General features: G+C 40.0%; 16 protein-coding genes. 13 read left to right on the top strand and 3 right to left on the bottom strand.

Translation table 11 applies throughout. The features are described from left to right. The first annotated feature begins 26 nt into the window (after nucleotides 1-26). The 4 genes from rssB to AACQ81_RS04250 all read left to right on the top strand — a co-directional run bounded on the left by rssB (nucleotide 27) and on the right by AACQ81_RS04250 (nucleotide 4717). On the top strand, nucleotides 27-1049 hold the full coding sequence (gene rssB, locus AACQ81_RS04265; protein ID WP_237386435.1) for a two-component system response regulator RssB: 1023 nt from the start codon (nucleotides 27-29) through the stop codon (nucleotides 1047-1049). 357 nt (nucleotides 1050-1406) lie between these two features. Then, nucleotides 1407-2324 (top strand): UTP--glucose-1-phosphate uridylyltransferase GalU, encoded by a 918-nt coding sequence (gene galU, locus AACQ81_RS04260; protein ID WP_237386434.1) that lies wholly within the window; start codon nucleotides 1407-1409, stop codon nucleotides 2322-2324. Between the two features lie 24 nt (nucleotides 2325-2348). Continuing rightward, nucleotides 2349-3692 carry a UDP-glucose dehydrogenase family protein gene (locus AACQ81_RS04255; RefSeq protein WP_237386433.1) on the top strand — a complete coding sequence of 448 codons (1344 nt, stop codon included), beginning with the start codon at nucleotides 2349-2351 and terminating at the stop codon, nucleotides 3690-3692. An 8-nt stretch (nucleotides 3693-3700) separates the two neighbouring features. Beyond that, on the top strand, nucleotides 3701-4717 hold the full coding sequence (locus AACQ81_RS04250) for an NAD-dependent epimerase (protein WP_237386432.1): 1017 nt from the start codon (nucleotides 3701-3703) through the stop codon (nucleotides 4715-4717). 231 nt (nucleotides 4718-4948) lie between these two features. Here the strand turns inward: AACQ81_RS04250 and hns are convergent, their stop codons facing one another. Then, a complete protein-coding gene (gene hns, locus AACQ81_RS04245) occupies nucleotides 4949-5350 on the bottom strand; it encodes a histone-like nucleoid-structuring protein H-NS (protein WP_237386431.1) in 402 nt (133 codons plus the stop codon). Nucleotides 5351-5995: 645 nt separating this feature from the next. On the opposite strand from hns, the gene AACQ81_RS04240 reads away from it, so the two are divergent. Further along, nucleotides 5996-6592: a thymidine kinase gene (locus tag AACQ81_RS04240; RefSeq protein WP_237386430.1), complete on the top strand. Its 597-nt coding sequence runs from the start codon at nucleotides 5996-5998 to the stop codon at nucleotides 6590-6592. A gap of 120 nt (nucleotides 6593-6712) precedes the next feature. Here the strand turns inward: AACQ81_RS04240 and adhE are convergent, their stop codons facing one another. After that, nucleotides 6713-9373 carry a bifunctional acetaldehyde-CoA/alcohol dehydrogenase gene (gene adhE / locus AACQ81_RS04235; protein WP_237386429.1) on the bottom strand — a complete coding sequence of 887 codons (2661 nt, stop codon included), beginning with the start codon at nucleotides 9371-9373 and terminating at the stop codon, nucleotides 6713-6715. 1166 nt (nucleotides 9374-10539) lie between these two features. Here adhE and AACQ81_RS04230 point away from each other — a divergent pair. From AACQ81_RS04230 to oppF, 6 genes are all read left to right on the top strand, one after another. After that, the gene (locus AACQ81_RS04230; protein WP_237386428.1) at nucleotides 10540-12180 is read left to right on the top strand and encodes an ABC transporter substrate-binding protein; all 1641 of its coding nucleotides are present in this window, start codon (nucleotides 10540-10542) and stop codon (nucleotides 12178-12180) included. Nucleotides 12181-12302: 122 nt separating this feature from the next. Beyond that, nucleotides 12303-13949: an oligopeptide ABC transporter substrate-binding protein OppA gene (oppA, locus tag AACQ81_RS04225; protein WP_237386427.1), complete on the top strand. Its 1647-nt coding sequence runs from the start codon at nucleotides 12303-12305 to the stop codon at nucleotides 13947-13949. A gap of 86 nt (nucleotides 13950-14035) precedes the next feature. Beyond that, a complete protein-coding gene (oppB, locus tag AACQ81_RS04220; RefSeq protein ID WP_237386426.1) occupies nucleotides 14036-14956 on the top strand; it encodes an oligopeptide ABC transporter permease OppB in 921 nt (306 codons plus the stop codon). 14 nt (nucleotides 14957-14970) lie between these two features. Next, complete coding sequence (gene oppC / locus AACQ81_RS04215) at nucleotides 14971-15879, top strand: oligopeptide ABC transporter permease OppC (RefSeq protein WP_237386425.1); 909 nt, start codon at nucleotides 14971-14973, stop codon at nucleotides 15877-15879. Nucleotides 15880-15888: 9 nt separating this feature from the next. Continuing rightward, entirely contained in the window at nucleotides 15889-16887 is a 999-nt protein-coding gene (locus AACQ81_RS04210) for an ABC transporter ATP-binding protein (RefSeq protein WP_237386424.1), read from the top strand. Next, nucleotides 16884-17885, top strand: coding sequence for a murein tripeptide/oligopeptide ABC transporter ATP binding protein OppF (gene oppF / locus AACQ81_RS04205; RefSeq protein ID WP_237386423.1), 1002 nt, complete (start codon nucleotides 16884-16886; stop codon nucleotides 17883-17885). The genes AACQ81_RS04210 and oppF overlap by 4 nt, the downstream gene beginning before the upstream one ends. 531 nt (nucleotides 17886-18416) lie before the next feature. Here the strand turns inward: oppF and argS are convergent. Beyond that, nucleotides 18417-20147, bottom strand: a complete 1731-nt coding sequence (argS, locus tag AACQ81_RS04200; protein WP_237386422.1) for an arginine--tRNA ligase — start codon at nucleotides 20145-20147, stop codon at nucleotides 18417-18419. A 252-nt stretch (nucleotides 20148-20399) separates the two neighbouring features. Here argS and AACQ81_RS04195 point away from each other — a divergent pair, with 252 nt between their 5' ends. Both AACQ81_RS04195 and cutC read left to right on the top strand, forming a co-directional pair. Beyond that, the gene (locus tag AACQ81_RS04195; protein ID WP_237386454.1) at nucleotides 20400-20954 is read left to right on the top strand and encodes a VOC family protein; all 555 of its coding nucleotides are present in this window, start codon (nucleotides 20400-20402) and stop codon (nucleotides 20952-20954) included. A 480-nt stretch (nucleotides 20955-21434) separates the two neighbouring features. Beyond that, nucleotides 21435-22187, top strand: coding sequence for a copper homeostasis protein CutC (gene cutC, locus AACQ81_RS04190; RefSeq protein WP_237386421.1), 753 nt, complete (start codon nucleotides 21435-21437; stop codon nucleotides 22185-22187). Nucleotides 22188-22224: the final 37 nt, after the last annotated feature.

The raw sequence follows: 22224 nt of genomic DNA, 5'->3' as shown, positions 1-22224 counted from the left end.
GCAATGCTTGGTAAGAGGCCTCTGTTATGGAAAAGGTATTGAGAGGAAAGAAAATATTAGTTGTAGAAGATGAACCAGTTTGTTGCTCCTTATTAGTAAATTATTTGAATTCTTTGGGAGCAGTAACGATGTGTGCATCGAATGGAGAAATAGCATTACAGAAGATAGCGACGGAGATAGAACCCGAACTTATCTTTTGTGATTTGAATATGCCGTTCATGAATGGCCTTGAGTTTATTAGCCATATGGCGAAGAAAGGGTTGACTATACCCGTTATTATTGTTTCTGCAACAAAGAATATGATGAAAATAGATGACGCGCTGCGCCTGGGAGCTAAAGATATCTTGTTAAAACCGATACTGAATCTTAATGAGATTAAGAAAGTTGCATTGAATTACTTGTATCCTCAATTATTTTCTTCTGAGGCTATAGAACGCAGTAGCTTGGTTCAGGAATTAACAATATTAAAACAAAATACCATCGCTACATGGAGGGTATTAAAACAGCTACAGCCGCCGGTTTCCCAGATTATTGCTAACTGTAGGGTAAATTATCGTTTGTTGAATACTGCGGGTAAAACAGGATTGGTCTTCGATATTGCCGCAATTTCTGAGAAAGAAATGATGTTCTGCTGTTTTGATGTCAGTCATTCAAAAGATAGGAGTGCTATTTCCGCACTATTATTGAAAGTCGCCTTTAATAATATCTTGAAAAAAAGATATTTTTATAAAAAAAAGGGCTTACCCGGCATGCAGAATATTATGAATTGGTTGAAACAGGTAGTGAGTAACGGGAAGGAGACTGAACCACTTTCGTTGTTGTTGGGGTATTATGATACACATAATAAGACAATTTTATTGTCATCAGCTGGATTAGATGCACATGTTAAATCCGACGATTATCAGAAACAGCTAGATAACGGGATACCATTTCGAACATTGGAAGTTATTCATGCTGATCATGACAGTAAACGCAGCGCATTTTGGCAATGCAGAATATGGAATAATAGAAATCAAATAAAATTGATGTTTTCTCCATCATTTAGTTAATAATTTTATAACATTTATGTATCATTTTACTGCCGTGTTCAACATAAGATCATATAAATATGAGCAAAAAATAGCGCACTTATACCCAATGAATTTCGACTTGCAGTACTACGATAGCAAGGGAATGAGTTCTTGAGCATAGACAATTATGCGACTGGGGTGAGTGAGCGAAGCGAACAAAGTTGCAATTGGAAAGACGACGAGTATATATCAGGTTGAATTAACTGGTATACTCGTGCGCGTTATTTTTTATGAATATGATTTTTTTCACACATGCGATTTTTTAGAGAGTTAGTGCTATTTAAGCTAACTGTTATAGGATTTTTCAGTGACAACATGGCAGTAGGAGACAATGTAATGTCAGCAATAAACAAAAAGGTAAAAAAAGCTGTTATCCCTGTAGCTGGTTTGGGAACAAGAATGTTACCAGCCACTAAAGCTATCCCTAAAGAAATGCTCCCTTTGGTAGATAAACCACTTATTCAGTATGTTGTCAATGAATGTATTAAAGCTGGCATTAATGAAATTATTCTGGTCACACATTCATCCAAAAATTCTATAGAAAATCATTTTGATACCAGTTTTGAGCTGGAAGCAATCCTTGAGAAAAGGGTCAAACGTCAGTTATTGGATGAGGTACAGTCTATCTGTCCGAGCCATGTGACGATAATGCAAACTCGGCAAGGAATAGCAAAAGGATTGGGGCATGCGGTCTTATGTGCTAAGCCACTTATTGGTGATGAGCCGTTTGCTGTTATTTTGCCAGATGTCATTTTAGATGAGTATAGTACCGATCTGTCAAAATATAATCTGAGTGAAATGCTATCGCGTTTTGATAGCAATGGAGCCAGTCAGATTCTGGTAGAACCTGTTCCTAAAGAAAGTGTCTCGGATTATGGCATCGTAGATTGCTTAGGTGAAGTACTGCAACCCGGTGACAGTAAACCTATTGTCCGTGTTGTTGAGAAACCGAAACCAGAAGAAGCGCCATCCAATCTTGCTATTGTTGGGCGTTATGTATTATCTGAAAAAATTTGGCCATTGCTGGCAAAAACGGCACCAGGGGCAGGTGATGAAATTCAATTAACAGATGCCATTGCCATGCTGATGGAAAAAGAGCCAGTAGAGGCTTATCACTTGCAGGGCCGTAGCCATGATTGCGGTAATAAATTGGGCTATATGCAGGCATTTGTAGAATATGGCATGAAACACAAGGAACTGGGTAAATCATTCATGGATTGGATCATGACCTTGCAAAACCAGATTGAAAAATAATCTATTAGTCATTTAAGGTGTGATATGAAAGTTACTGTATTTGGTATTGGCTATGTAGGCTTAGTTCAAGCGACCGTATTTGCGGAAGTTGGGCATGATGTACTTTGTGTTGATATTGATGCAAAAAAGGTAGAAAACCTAAAAAATGGTCAGATCCCTATTTTTGAACCGGGCTTGGCACCTCTGGTAAAGAAAAATCATGTTGAAGGGCGTCTTAATTTTACAACAGATGCTAAAGCCGGTATTGCTCATGGCAAATTACAGTTTATTGCAGTAGGAACACCACCTGATGAAGACGGTTCAGCAGATCTTCAGTATGTCACTGCCGTAGCGCGAACCATAGCAGAAAATATGGATGGCTACAAAGTCGTTGTTGACAAATCAACCGTGCCAGTAGGTACGGCTGATAAAGTTAGGGCAGTGATGCAGGCAACACTGGCACAACGTAATGTTGAGTTTCCGTTCGACGTTGTTTCCAATCCTGAGTTTTTGAAAGAGGGAGCCGCTGTTGCTGATTGCATGCGCCCAGAACGTATTATTATTGGTTGTGATAATGACGGTGTAGTTGATGTAATGCGCGAGCTGTATGAGCCATTCAATCGTAATCATGATCGTATGATAGTCATGGACATCCGTAGTGCGGAGCTAACTAAATACGCAGCTAACTGTATGTTGGCAACGAAAATCAGTTTTATGAATGAAATTGCTAATCTAGCAGAAATGTTGGGAGCAGATATTGAAAATGTGCGTCAGGGAATTGGCTCTGATTCACGAATCGGATATCACTTTATTTACCCCGGGTGTGGATATGGTGGTTCATGTTTCCCGAAAGATGTTCAGGCATTGATTCGTACGGCTGAGCAGATTGGATATATTCCCAAAATTCTTCAGGCAGTCGAACAAGTTAACGAAAAACAAAAAGGTAAATTGCCTACTTTTGTTAAACATCATTTTGGTAATGATTTATCCGGCAAAACATTCGCTATTTGGGGATTATCATTTAAACCCAATACAGATGATATGCGTGAAGCATCAAGCCTTGTATTGATGGAAACATTATGGAGATGTGGTGCTAAAGTGCAGGCATATGATCCAGAAGCGATGCAAGAAGCTCAGCGTATTTATGGGCAGCGTGATGATCTGTCCTTAATGGGGACAAAAGAGTCTGCATTAAAAGGAGCTGATGCTTTAATCATCTGTACAGAGTGGCAAAACTTCAGAGCACCTGATTTTGATGTGATTAAAAATTCATTAAAAACTCCAGTGATTTTTGATGGCCGCAATCTTTATGATCCTGAACGTATGCAATCGCGTGGATTTACTTATTATGGTATTGGTCGTGGTTCCTCTATCAATCCAGTTATTTGAGTTATGATATGAAATTTTTAGTTACAGGTTCTGCTGGTTTTATTGGTTTTCATGTCAGTCAGCGGTTATTGAATATGGGTCATGAGGTTGTCGGTATCGATAACCTCAATGGTTATTATGATATTAATTTGAAGCAGGCAAGATTAAATTTATTACTTCCTTTTTCAAATTTTAAATTTGAAAAATTAGATCTAGCTGACAGAATTGCTATCCCGGAATTGTTTGCTAAACACCAATTTCAGCGAGTTATCCATTTGGGAGCTCAGCCGGGTGTCCGCTATTCAATACAAAACCCAATGGCATATATTGATGCTAATATCATCGGTCATATCAATATTCTTGAAGGATGTCGCCATAATCATGTAGAACATTTATTATATGCATCTTCCAGTTCAGTATATGGATTAAATAAAAAGCAGCCTTTTTCCACGGATGATTCCGTTGATCATCCTGTCTCTTTATATGCGGCAACGAAAAAAGCTGATGAGTTAATGTCTCACAGTTATTCTCATCTTTATCAGCTTCCTACTACTGGACTGAGATTTTTTACCGTATATGGGCCGTGGGGCCGTCCTGATATGGCTTTATTTAGATTTACCAAAGCTATGTCAGAAGGCAAGTCAATTGATGTTTATAATCATGGCAATATGGTGAGGGATTTCACATATATTGATGACATTGTTGAATCTATAATCAGATTGCAGGATATCATTCCTACTTCCAATAAAGATTGGTCAGTTGAAAATGGACAGATATCTGCCAGCTCTGCGCCATATTGTATTTACAATATAGGTAATGGGCAGCCGACAAAACTGGGTGATTTTATTGAAGCGATTGAAGTTTCACTGGGAATAGAGGCGAAGAAAAACTTTATGGAAATTCAGGACGGTGATGTATTGTCAACGTGTGCGGATTCCAGCGCCCTTTACGATAAGATTGGGTTTCTGCCCAATACTCCGGTAAAAGAAGGCGTGAAACGGTTTATTGATTGGTATTTGGATTTTTATCAGAAGCCAGTACAATAAAAACAAAGAAAAAGGAGCGTATAGCTCCTTTTTTATAAAAGGATGTTAATAAAAAACTAAGTTGGTGTTAAATTCTTCTTTAGCACGTTGAGAATATGAAGGCATTTTCGCCATTAATATAACTCTCAGTGTCTCTACATCAGCTCGTAATTAACCTAGCTAGTTATATTAATCATAAAACAAAAATACCCTTGATAGGGTACTTTTGTTATTGAGGTTACAAAAAACTGATTAGATCAGAAAATCTTCCAGTTTTTTGCCTTCTTCTTCAATTGCTTTCTTGATTACAGCAGGTGTACGGCCTTGACCAGTCCAGGTTTTAGTTTCACCTTCATCAGTGTATGAATATTTAGCTGGACGTGCAGCACGTTTAGATTTACTAGTAGCTTTACCACTTAAAGCATCCACTAAATCGCTTAATTCAATACCGTCTTTCTCCAGCATTTCGCGGTATTCTTGAAGCTTACGTGTACGCTCTTCTATTTGCGCGCGAGCTTGGCTTTCTTCTTCACGACGTTCTTCAACAACAGTTGTAAGTTTTTCCAGCATTTCTTCTAAAGTGGTAAGTTCACATTCTCTTGCTTGTGCGCGCAAGGTACGGATGTTATTTAAGGATTTTAAATTTTCGCTCATTGTCCTGGTCTCAAATTATAATGATGATAGCTGATGTAGGGATAATAATAGAATGCTATTTTATTTTCTGCAATAGTGAATTTACTTTCTCAGGCTAAAATAGGTCATTTTAAAATGCAATTTTTTTGATAATCGATATATTGTGTTTTAATCCTGCTATTGGTTTTGTCATTTCACAATAAGCATTGAGGTTGATTACTGTAAAGTTGAGTAAGGGATAAACTGTGATGTATAAAACTAATTTATGGTCAATTTGTAAGGGATGTTAACTGTTTTTATAGAAATAAGTTGAAGAGCAAGTGCGAGATGAAAGTTTTTTTATGGGTAATCGATTAGTTATGATTATAGAGAGATAAATTGAACAAAAGTAAACCGCTATGATTATTAATATGCAAAGGATGGAAAGGAAATAACTATTTCTTTTGTTGTTGAGTTCGTTCATTTGTCATGCAGCAAGCGCTTTCGGTGTTGATTTTATATGCACAAATGTGATGATTATCATGAAAATAACCTTTTTATATTCGTTCTAATTTGTTTCTGCCACACCACATTAGTCAATAACAGGAAGTAAACTCGGTCAGAGTTTGTGATAAACTTACCGCGATATATCACCTGATTAAATTTGACTAGAGGATGGACGGGCCAATGGCTCAGCTTTATTTTTATTATTCTGCTATGAATACAGGGAAATCAACTTCTTTATTACAATCTTCCTATAACTATAACGAAAGAGGAATGAGAACGCTGATTTTTACAGCAGAAATTGATACTCGTTTTGGTAAAGGAAAGGTGAGTTCTCGTATTGGCTTATGTGCTGAAGCTTTGTTATTTTCACCAGAAACAGATATTGCTGAGCTTATCAGAAGTGAAAATGAGTCTGAAAAAGTCCATTGTGTTTTGATTGATGAATGTCAATTCTTATCAAAAGAACACGTCGAGCAACTTTGCGAAATTGTAGATTATGATGATATCCCTGTTCTTTGTTATGGATTAAGAACGGATTTTCAGGGGGAGTTATTTAGTGGAAGTAAATATCTTCTCGCTTGGGCAGATAAATTGGTGGAGTTGAAAACAATCTGTCATTGTGGGAGAAAGGCCAGCCATGTCCTGCGTTTTGGAAGTAATGGTAACGTTGTTTACGATGGTGCCCAGGTTGACATTGGTGGCAATGAAAAATACGTCTCTGTGTGCCGTAGACACTATACTGACGTTATTTGTGACGCTAAGGCAAAAAAGGTTTAACGGACTTCAACCTGAAGTAGAGTGAGTATAAAACCATTAGTGCAGGAAAATAAAATAATAAAAAAGGTGTCAGCGGTATTCTGACACCTTTTTTAAGTTACATCAGCAGATCATTTATTATTATTTCTTATTATTCTTTCTATTTGATTGCAATGTCTCCTGTAATATGGCTTGTTCAGTAAATTCACGGCCATAGAAAGAATCTAACAACAATTGTTTCAATTCGGAAATTAACGGATAACGTGGATTGGCGCCGGTACATTGGTCATCAAATGCGTCTTCTGCCAGTTTGTCAATTTTTGCTAAAAAGTCAGCTTCTTGAACACCTGTTTCACGAATTGACGCTGGAATACTTAATTGAGATTTCATTTCTTCTAACCACGCCAGTAGTTTCTCAATCTTATTAGCAGTACGATCTCCTGATTCAGTTAATCCTAAATGGTCAGCTATTTCTGCATAGCGACGTCGTGCCTGAGGGCGGTCGTATTGGCTGAATGCTGTTTGTTTTGTCGGATTGTCATTAGCGTTGTAGCGAATTACGTTACAGATCAACAATGCATTTGCTAAACCATGTGGAATATGGAATTCAGAGCCAAGCTTATGGGCCATGGAATGACACACTCCCAAGAAAGCATTGGCAAAAGCGATACCTGCAATGGTTGCTGCATTATGAACCCGCTCGCGGGCAACAGGATTTTTGGCACCTTCATGGTAACTGGCGGGCAGAAAATCTTTCAGCAACTTCAGAGCTTGCAGCGCTTGTCCATCAGAATATTCATTAGCCAATACGGAAACATAGGCTTCCAGTGCGTGAGTGACTGCATCAAGGCCACCAAAGGCACACAGCGATTTTGGCATCTCCATAACTAAGTTTGCATCGACAATTGCTATATCCGGAGTCAACGCATAATCTGCCAGAGGATATTTCTGTCCGGTGATATCATCGGTAACAACTGCAAAAGGTGTGACTTCCGAACCTGTGCCTGAAGTTGTGCTAATGGCGACCATTTTGGCTTTCACGCCCATTTTGGGGAATTTATAGATGCGTTTGCGAATATCCATAAAACGCAGAGCCAATTCTTCGAAATGTGTTTCTGGATGTTCATACATGACCCACATAATTTTGGCTGCATCCATTGGGGAACCGCCGCCAAGGGCAATAATGACATCTGGCTTGAACAGATGCATTTGTTCAGCACCTTTGCGAACAATATTTAAAGTAGGGTCTGCTTCAACCTCAAAGAAAATTTCGGTTTCTATGCCATACGATTTCAAGACATTGATCACCTGATCGGTATAGCCGTTATTAAATAAGAAGCGGTCAGTAACAATGAATGCGCGTTTTGCTCCGTCAGTAGCAACTTCTTCCAATGCTATGGGGAGAGAACCGCGTCGGAAATAGATTGATTTTGGAAGTTTATGCCACAACATATTTTCGGCTCTTTTTGCGACAGTTTTCGTATTGATCAGATGTTTTGGCCCTACATTTTCGGAAATGGAGTTACCTCCCCAAGAGCCACATCCCAGAGTTAGGGAAGGGGACAATTTAAAGTTATATAAATCCCCGATTCCACCTTGAGAAGCTGGAGTGTTGATCAAAATACGGGCTGTTTTCATTGTATTGCCGAAATATTTAATGCGTCCAGCTTGGTTATCCTGTTCGGTATAAAGACACGAAGTGTGACCAATACCGCCCATTTCAACCAGTTTCTCCGCTTTTTCAACTGCATCCTCAAAATTTCTACTGCGATACATGGCGAGCAATGGTGATAATTTTTCATGGGCAAAAGGCTCGGATTCATCTGCTAAAGTGACTTCACCGATAAGGATCTTAGTATTATCAGGAACCCTGATACCGGCCATTTCAGCGATTTTTGTGGCTGGCTGACCAACAATGGCAGCATTCAAGTTACCATTTTTCAAAATAATATCTTGGATGGCTTTCAGTTCTTTTCCCTGAAGGAGATAACCTCCGTGGGTTGAAAAACGCTCACGAACTTGCTCATAAATAACGTCAACGACAATGACTGATTGCTCTGAGGCACAAATCACACCATTATCGAACGTTTTGGACATAAGAATGGATGCTACGGCACGTTTGATATCAGCGGATTCATCGATCACGACAGGAGTATTGCCGGCACCAACACCAATCGCAGGTTTACCTGAACTATAAGCAGCTTTTACCATTCCCGGACCACCTGTGGCCAAAATCAGATTAATATCAGGGTGATGCATTAAGGTATTTGAAAGCTCAACAGAAGGCTCATCGATCCAGCCGATAATATCTTCGGGTGCCCCTGCTTCTATTGCTGCTTTTAAAACGATTTCTGCTGCTTTATTCGTTGCCTTTTTGGCGCGTGGATGAGGAGAAAAAATAATACCATTTCGAGTTTTCAGACTGATGAGAGCCTTAAAAATCGCGGTAGATGTTGGATTTGTTGTCGGAACAATACCACAGATCAGGCCAATAGGCTCTGCAATAGTGATGGTGCCGAAAGTATTATCTTCAGATAAAATCCCGCAAGTTTTATCATCTTTATAAGCGTTATAAATATACTCAGAAGCGAAGTGGTTTTTGATCACTTTATCTTCCACAATTCCCATACCTGATTCAGACACCGCTAATTTTGCCAATGGAATACGAGCATCTGCGGCAGCGAGAGCTGCGGCACGGAAAATGCGGTCAACTTGTTCCTGAGAAAAATTAGCAAATTCATGCTGGGCTTTTTTTACACGAGCAACTAATTCATTGAGTTCTGAAACCTGAGTGACAGCCATAAAAATTACTCCAAATAAAGGTTAAATTTTTTAAGGGAATTAGCGGTGGGATTATTAATTCATTAAATAATGTCATGAAATTTATTGTTGATTGAATTCATTATTCATTACCGTCAATTGCCTTAAACAATCACTTAATAAAATCATTAATATAGTAATATTTGATTTTCTTGAAATTTTATGTTGAGAACAGCTTACCATTTATCGCTTTTCTTATAGTGATTTAGATCATAAAAACATTAAGCTGATACCATTCAGCTTGCGGTTTAATCTGAATGGATATTCGTTAATACTTTAAAGTGAATCCAAATGTTTATTTAACTAGTTTGATACATTTTACTAACTTATTTTGTTGTATTACCTATTACAGGATTGGTCTTTTTGGTAAGAATTATCCAATTAATTGATTTAAAGTAACGAAAAAACCCCGATTTACTGTATTTTTTAGAGATTGTCATAAGTTTTATTTATTTAAGTAGAAAGAGTCTAATCGTGGGTGAATCATTGCTGGGGATATTTGGATATATTAAGTTTTTTATAGGATTGTTGTTATATTGCATAGGTAATATCACCAATGTATTTATCTATAGCGTTAATGTAAAAATATGAAATATTCTACTTAATAAGATGAGTTAATTAGCTCAAATTCAGCCAATAAATAGCCAATCAAAAAATGGTTGGGTATTAACACCATTTCTGAGTAATTCTTTTAAAAAGGATTACTTATGTTTTATTCTTACTTAGTCTACTACTCTCTCAAAATCATACTGTAATTTTTCACACTATTTTCCTTTCCATAATTTTAACAGATTGGTGTCTTGCTTTGGTATTTTGTGATGGAGGTGGATTTTTACTCTGTGGTGATTGCATTTTGTTAAAATAATGTTTATTTTCTTTTTCAATGGCATATTATGATTTTTATATTGAAAGAGTAAAATAAAAACCATAATTTTCAGTTAGTTGTGTTTATTTTATAGTGAGATTTATACAAAAAATAACAGATTTTTTTTAATTCCTTAATAAATCGATTATGGATATTGTATAACAATTATTATGTGAGCGTTATTTTTTAACATATTAAATACTATGTGTTAATGAAATAAATAAATTATCAGAGTTAACAGATTAAAAACGATCCATTTGCGGTTGATAATTTGGAGCAAAAAATGAAGAAAAAATCATCAAAATTGGGGAAAATAGTTTCGAGTATCGTTTTATTATCATTACCTGCTGCCCAAAGCTTTGCTGCGGTTATTCCTGCGGGAGTCACATTAGCCGAAAAACAAGAAATAACCATTAATAATGGAGTTGAGGTGACTTCATTGGATCCTCATAAAGTAGAAGGTAATCCAGAAACTGTTGTGATTCGTAACTTACTGGAAGGACTGGTAACGACAGGGCCAAATGGTGAAACGGTGCCCGGAGTAGCAGAAAGATGGGAAAATGAAGGTCACAAGATTTGGACATTCTATTTACGTGAAGATGCTAAATGGCGTGATGGAAAACCGGTAACTGCACAGGATTTTGTCTATAGCTGGCGTCGTCTTGCTGATCCGAACACCGGTTCTCCTTATACCAGTTATTTACAATATACCCATGTGCAGAATGCCGATGATATTTTGAACGGAACAAAAGCACCGGATCAATTGGGTGTCAAGGCGTTGGATGAACGTCGTTTCCAGGTAACACTCAGCCTGCCTGTGCCTTATCTGATTGATATGTTAAGTCATACAGCAATGAAACCTGTCAGGCAAGATGTGGTAGAAAAATGGGGCAATAAGTGGACATTGCCGGCAAACTATATTGGCAATGGTGCTTATATATTGAAAGACTGGGTAGTCAATGAGCGACTTGTTTTAACGCGTAATTCACAGTATTGGAACAATAAAGAGACCATCATTGAAAATGGCACTTTCCTGCCTGTCGTTTCGGGGATCAGTGATGTTAACCGCTATCGTAGTGGGGAAATAGATATTACTAACAGCGCTATTCCCCCTGATCTGTACCAAAAAATGAAACGGGATATTCCCGATCAATTGCAAGTTTCACCTTTTCTGTGCACGTTTTATTACGAAATTAATAACCAAAAACCATTGTTTAAAGATGAACGAGTACGTGAGGCCATAAAACTGAGTCTTGATCGCGATATCATTACTGAAAGAATTATGGGGCAGGGGCAGATTCCAGCGTATGGTTTTACACCAACCTATATTGGTGGTGGTTTGTCCATTAATCCGGAATGGGCGAATTGGACACAGGAACAACGTAATCAGCGGGCAAGGGAATTGTTAAAAGAAGCCGGTTTTGATGCCCGCAATCCTCTAAAGTTTACTTTATTGTACAACACGTCAGAACAGAATAAACAACAAGCTATTGCTGCGGTTTCTATGTGGCAAAAAAATATTGGTGCAAAAGTCACATTGCAAAATCAGGAATGGAAAACCTCTCTCCAGAACCGTCATGAAGGACATTATGATGTTGCGAGAGCAACATGGTGCGGTGATTACAATGAACCTTCCTCTTTTTTGAATATGTTATTGTCAACTAGCAGTAATAATACTGGTTTCTATCAAAGTGAGGCGTTTGATAACTATCTTCGTCAGGCACTTGTCGCAAAAGATGATGTCACCCGCCAGGAATTTTATCAACAGGCTGAGGCTCAACTTGATAAGGATTCAGGAATGGTTCCTGTTTATTACCGTGTCAGTGTACGCCTTATTCGTCCTACTATTGGTGGAATGATAGGTAAAGATCCTCTTGATTGTGTCGATCTAAAGAATTTATACATCAAAAAAGTTGATAAGTGATCTTTTAATAAAACATTGTCTTGCTGTAAGCAAAATAGTTCCTTTGAATGCATAGAATAACCATCCCAATATGTATATATAGCTCTAACGAGTCAGATGATATTAATTGGAGTAACAATAAGATGATAAACACAACAAAGAAAAAACTGGCTGCCGGAATTACGGTAGCCCTGGGTATGATGATGGGCTGGCAGGCCTTTGCTGCGCAAGTACCCGCGGGTGTGCAACTCGCAGACTCTGCAAAACAGGTGCTGGTTCGTAACAATGGCTCGGAACCCCAATCGTTGGACCCGCATAAAATTGAGGGTGTGCCGGAATCCAACATTGCCCGTGATTTATTTGAAACGTTGGTTATTAATGACCCTGACGGCAAAATTATCCCCGGTGTAGCAGTGAGTTGGGACAGTCAGCAGGACTTCAAAGTTTGGACATTCCATTTACGCAAAGATGCAAAGTGGTCCAATGGTGACCCTGTCACTGCGCAGGATTTTGTTTATAGCTTTCGTCGGTTGGTAGATCCAAATACTGCATCCCCTTACGCAAGTTTTATGCAATATGCTCATATTGTTAATGTTGATGATGTCATTAGCGGTAAACAAAAACCCGAAACTTTGGGTGTGAAGGCATTAGATGATCATACATTACAATTAACGCTGAGTGAGCCTGTTCCTTATCTAGTCAGGTTGTTTGTCCATACAAGTACATCACCAGTCCACCGTGCAACTGTAGAAAAATATGGTGATAGATGGACACAACCACAGAATTTTGTGGGTAATGGCGCTTATAAAGTGAAAAGCTGGGTGATCAATGAACGCCTTGTTTTTGAGCGAAATCCGTTCTATTGGGATGATAAAAATACAGTTATCAATCAAGTCACTATTTTACCAATTTCTTCTGAAATCACGGATGTTAACCGTTATCGTGCTGGCGAAATTGAGATGAGTTATGACAACTTACCGGTTGAATTGTTCCAAAAGCTGAAAAAAGAGATCCCCGAACAGTTGCGTATAAATCCGAAATTGTGCACTTACTACTATGAAATTAATAACGAAAGGGTGCCATTTAACGATCCAAGAGTACGTACCGCACTGAAATTGGGAATGGATCAAGCTCTTTTAACTAATAAGGTAAAAAATCAGGGAGATATACCTGCTTATGGTTATACCCCACCATATATTGCTGATTTTAAAGATGAGAAACCAGATTGGTACGTTAAATTAAATCAGCAACAACGTAACGAAGAAGCGAAAAAACTTTTGGCAGAAGCTGGATTTACCAAAGATAATCCTTTGAAAGTAAAATTACTGTACAACACTTCTGACCTACACAAAAAATTAGCTATTGCTGCTGCTTCCGTTTGGAAAAAGAATATCGGTGTTGACATTTCTCTTGAAAACCAAGAGTGGAAAACGTTCCTCGACTCCCGTCATCAGGGCAATTATGATGTAGCCCGCGCCGGATGGTGCGCTGATTATAATGAAGCTTCTACTTTCTTGAATCCTATGTTATCCCACAGCAGTAACAACACTTCTCATTATAAGAGTAAAGCATTCGACGAGTTAATGAAGCAATCTCTTCAAGCAAAAACTGATGAAGAACGGGCTGAAATTTATGCTAAAGCTAATGCTCAATTAGATAAAGATTCCGCTATCGTCCCAATCTATTACTACACAAATTCTCGTTTATTAAAACCCTATGTGGGTGGTTATACCGGAAAAGATCCATTGGATAACTACCACACCAAAGATCTATACATAATAAAACACTAGGAATCAGTAGGTGGTGTCATTAATGGCACCACCTGAATGTCAGATTATTTTAAGGCCACGGTTTGGCTAAACAATAGGAACGGGCAATGCTAAAATTTATTTTACGCCGCTGCTTAGAGGCGATCCCGACACTTTTTATTCTCATCACAATTTCGTTTTTTATGATGCGGCTTGCACCGGGTAGCCCATTTACAGGAGAAAGGAAGCTACCGCCGGAAGTGATGGCAAATATTGAAGCGAAATACCACCTGAATGACCCTATCTATAAACAATATTTCAATTATTTAATCCAACTTTCCAAAGGGGATTTTGGCCCTTCATTTAAGTATAAAGACTACAGTGTAAATGATCTGGTTGCAGAAGCTTTGCCTGTTTCTGCTAAATTGGGTTTCGCTGCCTTTATTATGGCAGTGATATTGGGTGTCAGTGCGGGGGTTATTGCAGCATTAAATCAGAATACAAAATGGGACTACACGGTCATGGGGTTTGCCATGACGGGGGTTGTCATCCCCAGCTTCGTAGTTGCTCCTTTATTGGTTCTGATATTCGCCATTACATTAAAATGGCTGCCGGGAGGAGGCTGGAATGGCGGGGCGCCTAAATATATGCTCTTGCCAATGGTTGCACTTTCCCTCTCTTATATTGCCAGCATATCCCGTATTACCCGCGGTTCCATGATAGAAGTTTTACATTCCAACTTTATTCGTACTGCCCGGGCCAAGGGATTACCACTGCGAAAAATTATCCTGCGTCATGCGTTAAAACCCGCCTTATTACCTGTAATCTCTTATATGGGACCTGCATTCGTCGGCATCATCACGGGTTCAATGGTTATTGAAACCATCTTCGGTTTACCCGGATTGGGCCAGTTATTTGTTAATGGCGCATTAAACCGAGATTACTCATTGGTACTCAGTCTGACGATTCTGGTAGGTGGATTGACCATTATGTTTAACGCCATTGTTGACGTCTTGTATGCCGTCATTGATCCGAAAATTCGTTACTAAGACTGGAGCACGCAATGTTACTGAATAAAAAAAATAGCGAAGCTCTGGAAAGTTTCTCCGAGCAATTGGAAATTGAAGGTCGTAGTTTGTGGCAGGATGCACGCCGTCGTTTTATACATAACAAGGCGGCGATTACGAGTTTATGTATTCTGCTTGTAATTACATTATTTGTCATTCTGGCTCCAATACTGTCGCAATTTGCTTACGATGATACCGATTGGAATATGATGACAATGCCGCCGGATTCTGAATCCGGCCACTATTTTGGTACTGATTCATCAGGACGGGATCTGTTGGTACGTGTTGCCATTGGCGGGCGTATTTCATTGATGGTCGGGGTCGCCGCAGCTTTGATTGCCGTGTTGTTCGGTACTTTGTACGGTGCGACGTCAGGTTATCTTGGCGGCAAAGTTGATATGCTCATGATGCGATTGTTGGAAATTCTCAACTCTTTCCCATTCATGTTCTTCGTTATCCTTCTGGTCACTTTCTTCGGTCAAAATATCCTGCTGATTTTCGTTGCGATAGGCATGGTATCGTGGCTAGACATGGCGCGTATTGTCCGAGGACAGACATTGAGCTTAAAACGCAAGGAATTCATTGAAGCAGCATTGGTTGGTGGGGTTTCTACCCGTCATATCGTTCTACGCCATATCGTGCCAAACGTCTTGGGTGTTGTGGTGGTTTATGCTTCATTACTTGTACCCAGTATGATCCTGTTTGAATCTTTCTTGAGCTTTCTGGGTTTGGGAACTCAGGAGCCGCTCAGTAGTTGGGGTGCTTTACTAAGTGATGGTGCCAACTCAATGGAAGTGGCTCCTTGGTTACTGTTATTTCCGGCAGGCTTTCTGGTGATGACCCTGTTTTGTTTTAACTTTATTGGTGACGGCCTGCGAGATGCCCTCGATCCAAAAGACCGTTAAGGAGAGCCTATGAATAGCCTAGAAACTTCAAAAAATGATGAATCTCTATTATCAGTCAAAGATCTGAATGTCGTGTTCAGCACTCCTGATGGTAACGTAACTGCCGTAAATAAACTGAATTTTGATTTACAGGCGGGAGAAACGCTGGGGATCGTGGGAGAATCTGGTTCTGGTAAATCACAGACAGCATTTGCATTAATGGGATTACTGGCCAGTAATGGTTCTGTCAGCGGTTCTGCTACCTTTAACCGCAGAGAAATTCTCAATCTGAAAGAAAAAGAGTTAAACCAGATGCGGGCGGAAGAGATCTCGATGATATTTCAGGATCCCATGACGTCCCTGAATCCTTACATGCGGGTGGGGGAGCAATTAACTGAAGTGCTGATGCTGCATAAAAATATGGGCAAAGGAGAAGCTCTTGAAGAGTCTATCCGAATGCTGGATGCGGTTAAAATGCCAGAAGCCCGTAAACGTATGAGAATGTATCCGCACGAATTTTCTGGTGGTATGCGCCAGCGTGTCATGATTGCAATGGCACTATTGTGCCAGCCTAAACTGCTGATTGCTGATGAACCGACAACTGCACTGGACGTAACGGTTCAGGCACAGATCATGACATTACTCAACGAATTGAAAAAAGAGTTTAACACCGCCATTATCATGATCACCCATGACTTGGGTGTGGTGGCCGGTATTTGCGACAAAGTGTTGGTCATGTATGCTGGAAGAACAATGGAATACGGCACTGCACGTGACGTGTTTTACCACCCTACGCATCCATACTCCATCGGATTACTGAATGCGGTTCCTCGTTTGGATGGTGATGAAGAGATATTGACGACCATTCAAGGCAACCCTCCTAATTTATTGCGTTTACCGAAAGGATGTCCATTCCAGCCGCGTTGTCAGTTTGCTATTGAGCGTTGTGCTCAGCAGGAACCGCAGTTGGAAAGTTTTGACCTTGGGCGCTTGCGTGCCTGCTTTAAATGCCAAGAGGAATTAGTATGAGCGAAATAGCTGAAAAACGTGTCCTGTTGGAAGTCAATGACCTCAAGGTTTATTTTGATATCAAAGATGGGAAACGGTGGTTCTGGCAGCCGTCGAAAACCTTAAAAGCGGTGGACGGAGTCACACTCAGGCTCTACGAAGGAGAAACTCTGGGGGTTGTAGGAGAGTCTGGCTGCGGAAAATCAACATTCGCCAGAGCAGTGATTGGATTGGTGAAGGCTTCTGGTGGCTCGGTCACTTGGCTCGGACAAAATCTACTGGAGGTAAATGATAAACAGTGGCGGGATATTCGTAACGATATCCAAATGATTTTCCAAGACCCTTTGGCATCACTGAATCCGCGTATGACCATCGGTGACATCATTGCAGAACCGTTGAGAACTTATTACCCCAAAATGAAAGTCATGGAGATCAAAGAAAAAGTTAAAAAAATGATGATGCGGGTAGGGTTATTGCCTAACCTGATAAACCGTTATCCCCATGAATTTTCAGGCGGACAGTGTCAACGTATTGGCATTGCCCGGGCTTTGATTTTGGAGCCTAAATTAGTTATCTGTGATGAACCTGTTTCAGCGCTGGATGTTTCCATTCAGGCGCAGGTTGTTAACTTGTTGCAGGAGTTACAGCGTGAAATGGGGCTTTCCCTGATATTTATCGCTCATGACCTATCGATAGTGAAACACATATCAGATCGCGTATTGGTGATGTATTTGGGACATTCGGTGGAACTGGGAACTTACGATGAGGTTTATCATAACCCGCTGCATCCTTATACTCGTGCACTCATGTCTGCTGTACCCATTCCTGATCCGGACAAAGAACGTAACAAGCATATTGAATTGTTGGAAGGAGAACTCCCTTCACCGATTGACCCTCCGTCTGGCTGTGTATTCCGCACTCGTTGCCCAATGGCCGATGCTGAATGTGCCAAAACCCGGCCATTGCTAGAAGGCAGCTTTAAACATGCGGTATCTTGTCTTAAAGTTGATCCGCTATAACCACTAGCATAGAAAGAACCATTAGTGTAGAAAAGTTCTAATGTGACACTGTCACCAAATATAAGCTTAAATGCCCTCATCATGAGGGCATTAGCAAACTTTGAATATACAACTAAACAAACAAATCACCTACCCTATGTCAAATTATGTTGATAATTACATAAGGGTCTTGATTGAGCCAATAGCCTAGCTTAACCCGATATATGTTTGCGACTATGTTGTCAGAAAAATGCCCTCATCTACTTGAATTAAGTCGGTGTCCATATATCGGGTTAATTATTTAGCTGATCAAACCTTTGTTAAATGCCGCCCAATTATTTATTGAGCGGCATCACTTCCGACTTTCTTGCCGACATAATTCATTTAAACATTCAGCGTGATCAGATTCTTCTTTTCTTTGTGTCAACATTGTTTTTATGTGTTCAATCTTTTTCATGCCGATTATTTATTGGAAATATAAAAAGAGGGAGAAAATATTGGGTAGGCAGGAAAACTGGCACGAAAAGTCATGCCAGTTTTAGCAAAAAGTTATTACATCCGTTCTACAGTCTGAATACCCAAAGTATCAAGGCCTTGTTTCAAGGTTTTTGCTGTCAGCAGAGCCAATTTCAGACGGCTTTGGCGCACTTCTTCGCTGTCTGCATTCAGGATTGGGCAATGTTCGTAGAAACCAGAGAATAAGCCAGCCAAATCATACAGGTAAGCACACATTACGTGAGGTGTACCTTCGCGGGCAACAGTCGTGATCGTTTCTTCAAATTGCAACAAACGGGTTGCCAGAGCTTGCTCACGCTCTTCGTTTAGAATGACTGGTTGTGTCAGGCTGCTTTCATCAATTTCCGCACGTTTGAAGATAGAGTTTACGCGGGTATAGGCATATTGCATATAAGGTGCAGTATTGCCTTCAAATGCGAGCATGTTGTCCCAATCAAAAACGTAGTCTGTGGTACGGCTCTTGGAAAGATCTGCATATTTCACCGCACCAATACCAACAGCTTGGACGACTTTTTTCAGTTCATCTTCAGGCATATCCGGGTTTTTCTCACGGATCAGGGTATGCGCACGTTCAATGGCTTCATCCAATAAATCAGACAACTTTACTGTACCGCCGGCGCGGGTTTTGAAAGGTTTGCCATCTTTGCCTAACATCATGCCGAACATATGGTGCTCAAGTGACATAGATTCAGGAATGTAACCGGCTTTGCGAACAATCGTCCATGCCTGCATTAAATGTTGATGCTGGCGTGAATCGATATAATAAAGGACGCGGTCGGCATGCAGAACTTCATGGCGGTATTTGGCACAGGCGATATCTGTTGTAGTGTAAAGGTAGCCACCATCTTTTTTCTGGATGATAACTCCCATTGGTTCGCCTTCTTTATTCCTGAATTCATCAAGATAGACCACGGTAGCGCCGTCGCTTTCAACAGCAAGGCCTTTCTGTTTCAGATCTGCAACGACACCTGGCAGCATATCGTTATACAAACTTTCACCCATAATATTTTTTTCAGTCAGGGTGACATTCAGGCGATTATAGGTTTCCTGATTTTGTGACATGGTGATATCAACCAGTTTACGCCACATTGCACGGCAATATTCATCACCACCTTGCAGTTTTACTACGTAATTACGGGCGCGAACGGCAAACTCTTCGTTCTCATCGTAAGTCTTCTTGGCTTCACGATAGAATTCTTCTAAATCCGCGAGAGCCATATCGCTGGCATTTTCATTCTGGATTTTTTCCAGATAGGCGATCAGCATACCAAATTGGGTTCCCCAATCACCAAGGTGGTTGGCGCGAATGACTTTGTGCCCCAGAAATTCAAGGGTACGTGCCGCTGCATCGCCAATGATAGTAGAACGAATGTGGCCAATGTGCATTTGCTTGGCAACATTCGGTGCAGAATAATCGATAACAATGGTTTGAGATTCGACTGGAGCGATACCCAGTTTTTCGTCTTTCAGCGCTGATTCAATATTGGCCGAAATCCAGCTTTTATCCAGAAAAATATTGATAAAGCCCGGCCCTGCAATTTCAACTTTGCTGGCAATTCCTTGCAGATCCAGCAAACTAACGACTTTTTCTGCCAATTGTCGAGGTGGCATGCCCACTTTTTTAGCTGCCGCCATGACACCATTCGCTTGGTAGTCACCAAACTGAGTTTTTGCAGATTGACGGACGTGAGCTTCACTGTCGGCTGGAGCACCAGCTGCAATCAGCGAGTGGCTGATTTTTTCTGAAAGAATGCCTTGAATATTCACCGTGTTACCTTAAGTTACGCACGAAAGTTTCTGCATTTGAATTATGCACATGCTTTCACACGCGTGGGTTATGAGAAAATAACGGGGTTTATATCATATTCAGTATCCTGCATGCTACTATCAGCCGCTGGTGGTGGTATTACTTTTCGTTTTCAGTTTGCCTTTCAGTCGATTCTTCGCCATTTAACATTACTTAGGTTATGTTTTGCAGGGGGAGAGAACGATTTTGATGTTTTTTTTAATGAGAATAAAATGATTCATTTTTCAACAGTTCCTGAATTGCAGGATTTAGCTGCTGATTTGGGTGTGTTTGCGCAAAAATTAAAACAATTTGGCGAAGATTCTGGTTTGGATTTTGCGCAATATCCCGCAGATCATATTTCACTGCGTTGTAATCAAGTTTCACTGGCAGAGCGTTGGCACCAGGGTTTTCTACAATGTGGTCATTTGATGTCTGAAAGCATTATTAATGGACGATCAATCTGTTTGTTTGAATTGGAACAATCAATAATCTTACTTGGCTGGCGGATTGATTGTGTTGAATTGCCTTATCCGAGTCAAAAACAATATATTCACCAAGGGTGGGAGCATATTGAACTTGTTCTGCCAACACAGCCAGAGCAACTTATGGATGAAGCTTACAGATTGCTTCCAGATCCTCTGCCTGAGGGTTTTCATACAAAGGAGAGTCACCCTAAAGGAAATAATGAAAGATTACCGAATCCAACATTGGCTATAACAAATAGTGAAGTCACGGTTAAGTTTCATCCTTTTTCTATCAAAGACATTGTCAAGAGTGAAGTTTAGTCAGTAATTAATCAAAAGAAGTCTCACTTATCACGTGAGGCTTGGAATCCATCAAGGCATCAATCCCATATACAGATATTATATATTGGTTATTATCACAAAATTAAATATTTCTCGTCCAAATGTTTACTCAATGTTCCAGAGTGTGAACCTTCCAACGTTGTGATTGGCGGAAAACATGTCTAATACTATAGAGTAAGAGGCAATTCCTGAGCGGAGAATGTTTTGGGCAGCTTCTTTGCTTGTGTATAAATACCTATATTTTAATTTTCAAGTCCGATGTTTCATTTAACTCATTGTTTTATAAATATTTTTTTTCACGCAATCTCATTATCATTAATTTCATAATGATTTTGGGAACAGATATATCTAATAGATTTCGAGTTGCAGAATAGCCAATCAATAAGGGGCAATAAATCAGTCGATTGAAGAAGGAAGGGTATAAATGGTCTGTTGCGAAGCTATAATGAGGGGCTTTTAATGATAACGCTGGAAATTTGCTGTTATAGCGTAAATTGTGCTTTGATTGCGCAAAAAGCAGGCGCTGATCGCATTGAATTGTGTGCAAGCCCGCCGGAAGGTGGTTTGACTCCTAGCTCAGGAGCATTGCGGCAAGCTATACAGCAGATATCTATTCCCGTACATCCGATTGTACGGCCAAGAGGGGGCGATTTCTGTTACAACAACATTGATTTTGAAGTCATGAAAAATGATGTCGCCTATCTCCGGGATATGGGATTTCCGGGCGTTGTCTTTGGTATTTTGAATGAAGTGGGTCATATCGATCGACTTCGGATGAGACAATTGATGTCGTTGTCAGGGAATATGGAGGTTACTTTTCATCGTGCTTTTGATATGTGCTTTGATCCACATGCCGCTCTGGAACAACTGACAGAACTCGGTGTAAAGCGCATTTTAACTTCAGGCCAGCAGCAAAATGCTGAAATGGGGTTACCCTTGTTGAAAGAGCTGGTTCAAGCCAGTCAGGGGCCAATTATTATGCCGGGTGCGGGAGTCAGGGTAAGTAACGTCAGTAAATTTCTGGAATTTGGTATGACGGAAGTTCACAGTTCGGCAGGTCAACTTAAGCCTTCTTCGATGAAATACCGGAAAGCTGGGGTAACGATGAGTTCAGATGATTGCGATGTCGATGAATATTCCCACTATTGTGTTGATGGTCAGCTAGTTGAGTCTATGAAGGGAGTGATTAGCTTAATTCAACGGAAAAGATAGCATTTGTCCCGTTCGTTTTCAGGTTGTGGTTTGAGGA

The sequence above is a fragment of the Xenorhabdus sp. Sc-CR9 genome, assembly GCF_963897815.1.
In the GTDB taxonomy this organism is placed as follows: domain Bacteria; phylum Pseudomonadota; class Gammaproteobacteria; order Enterobacterales; family Enterobacteriaceae; genus Xenorhabdus.
Note: the sequence above shows the minus strand (reverse complement) of the source record. Positions and strands in the feature narration are given on the sequence as shown.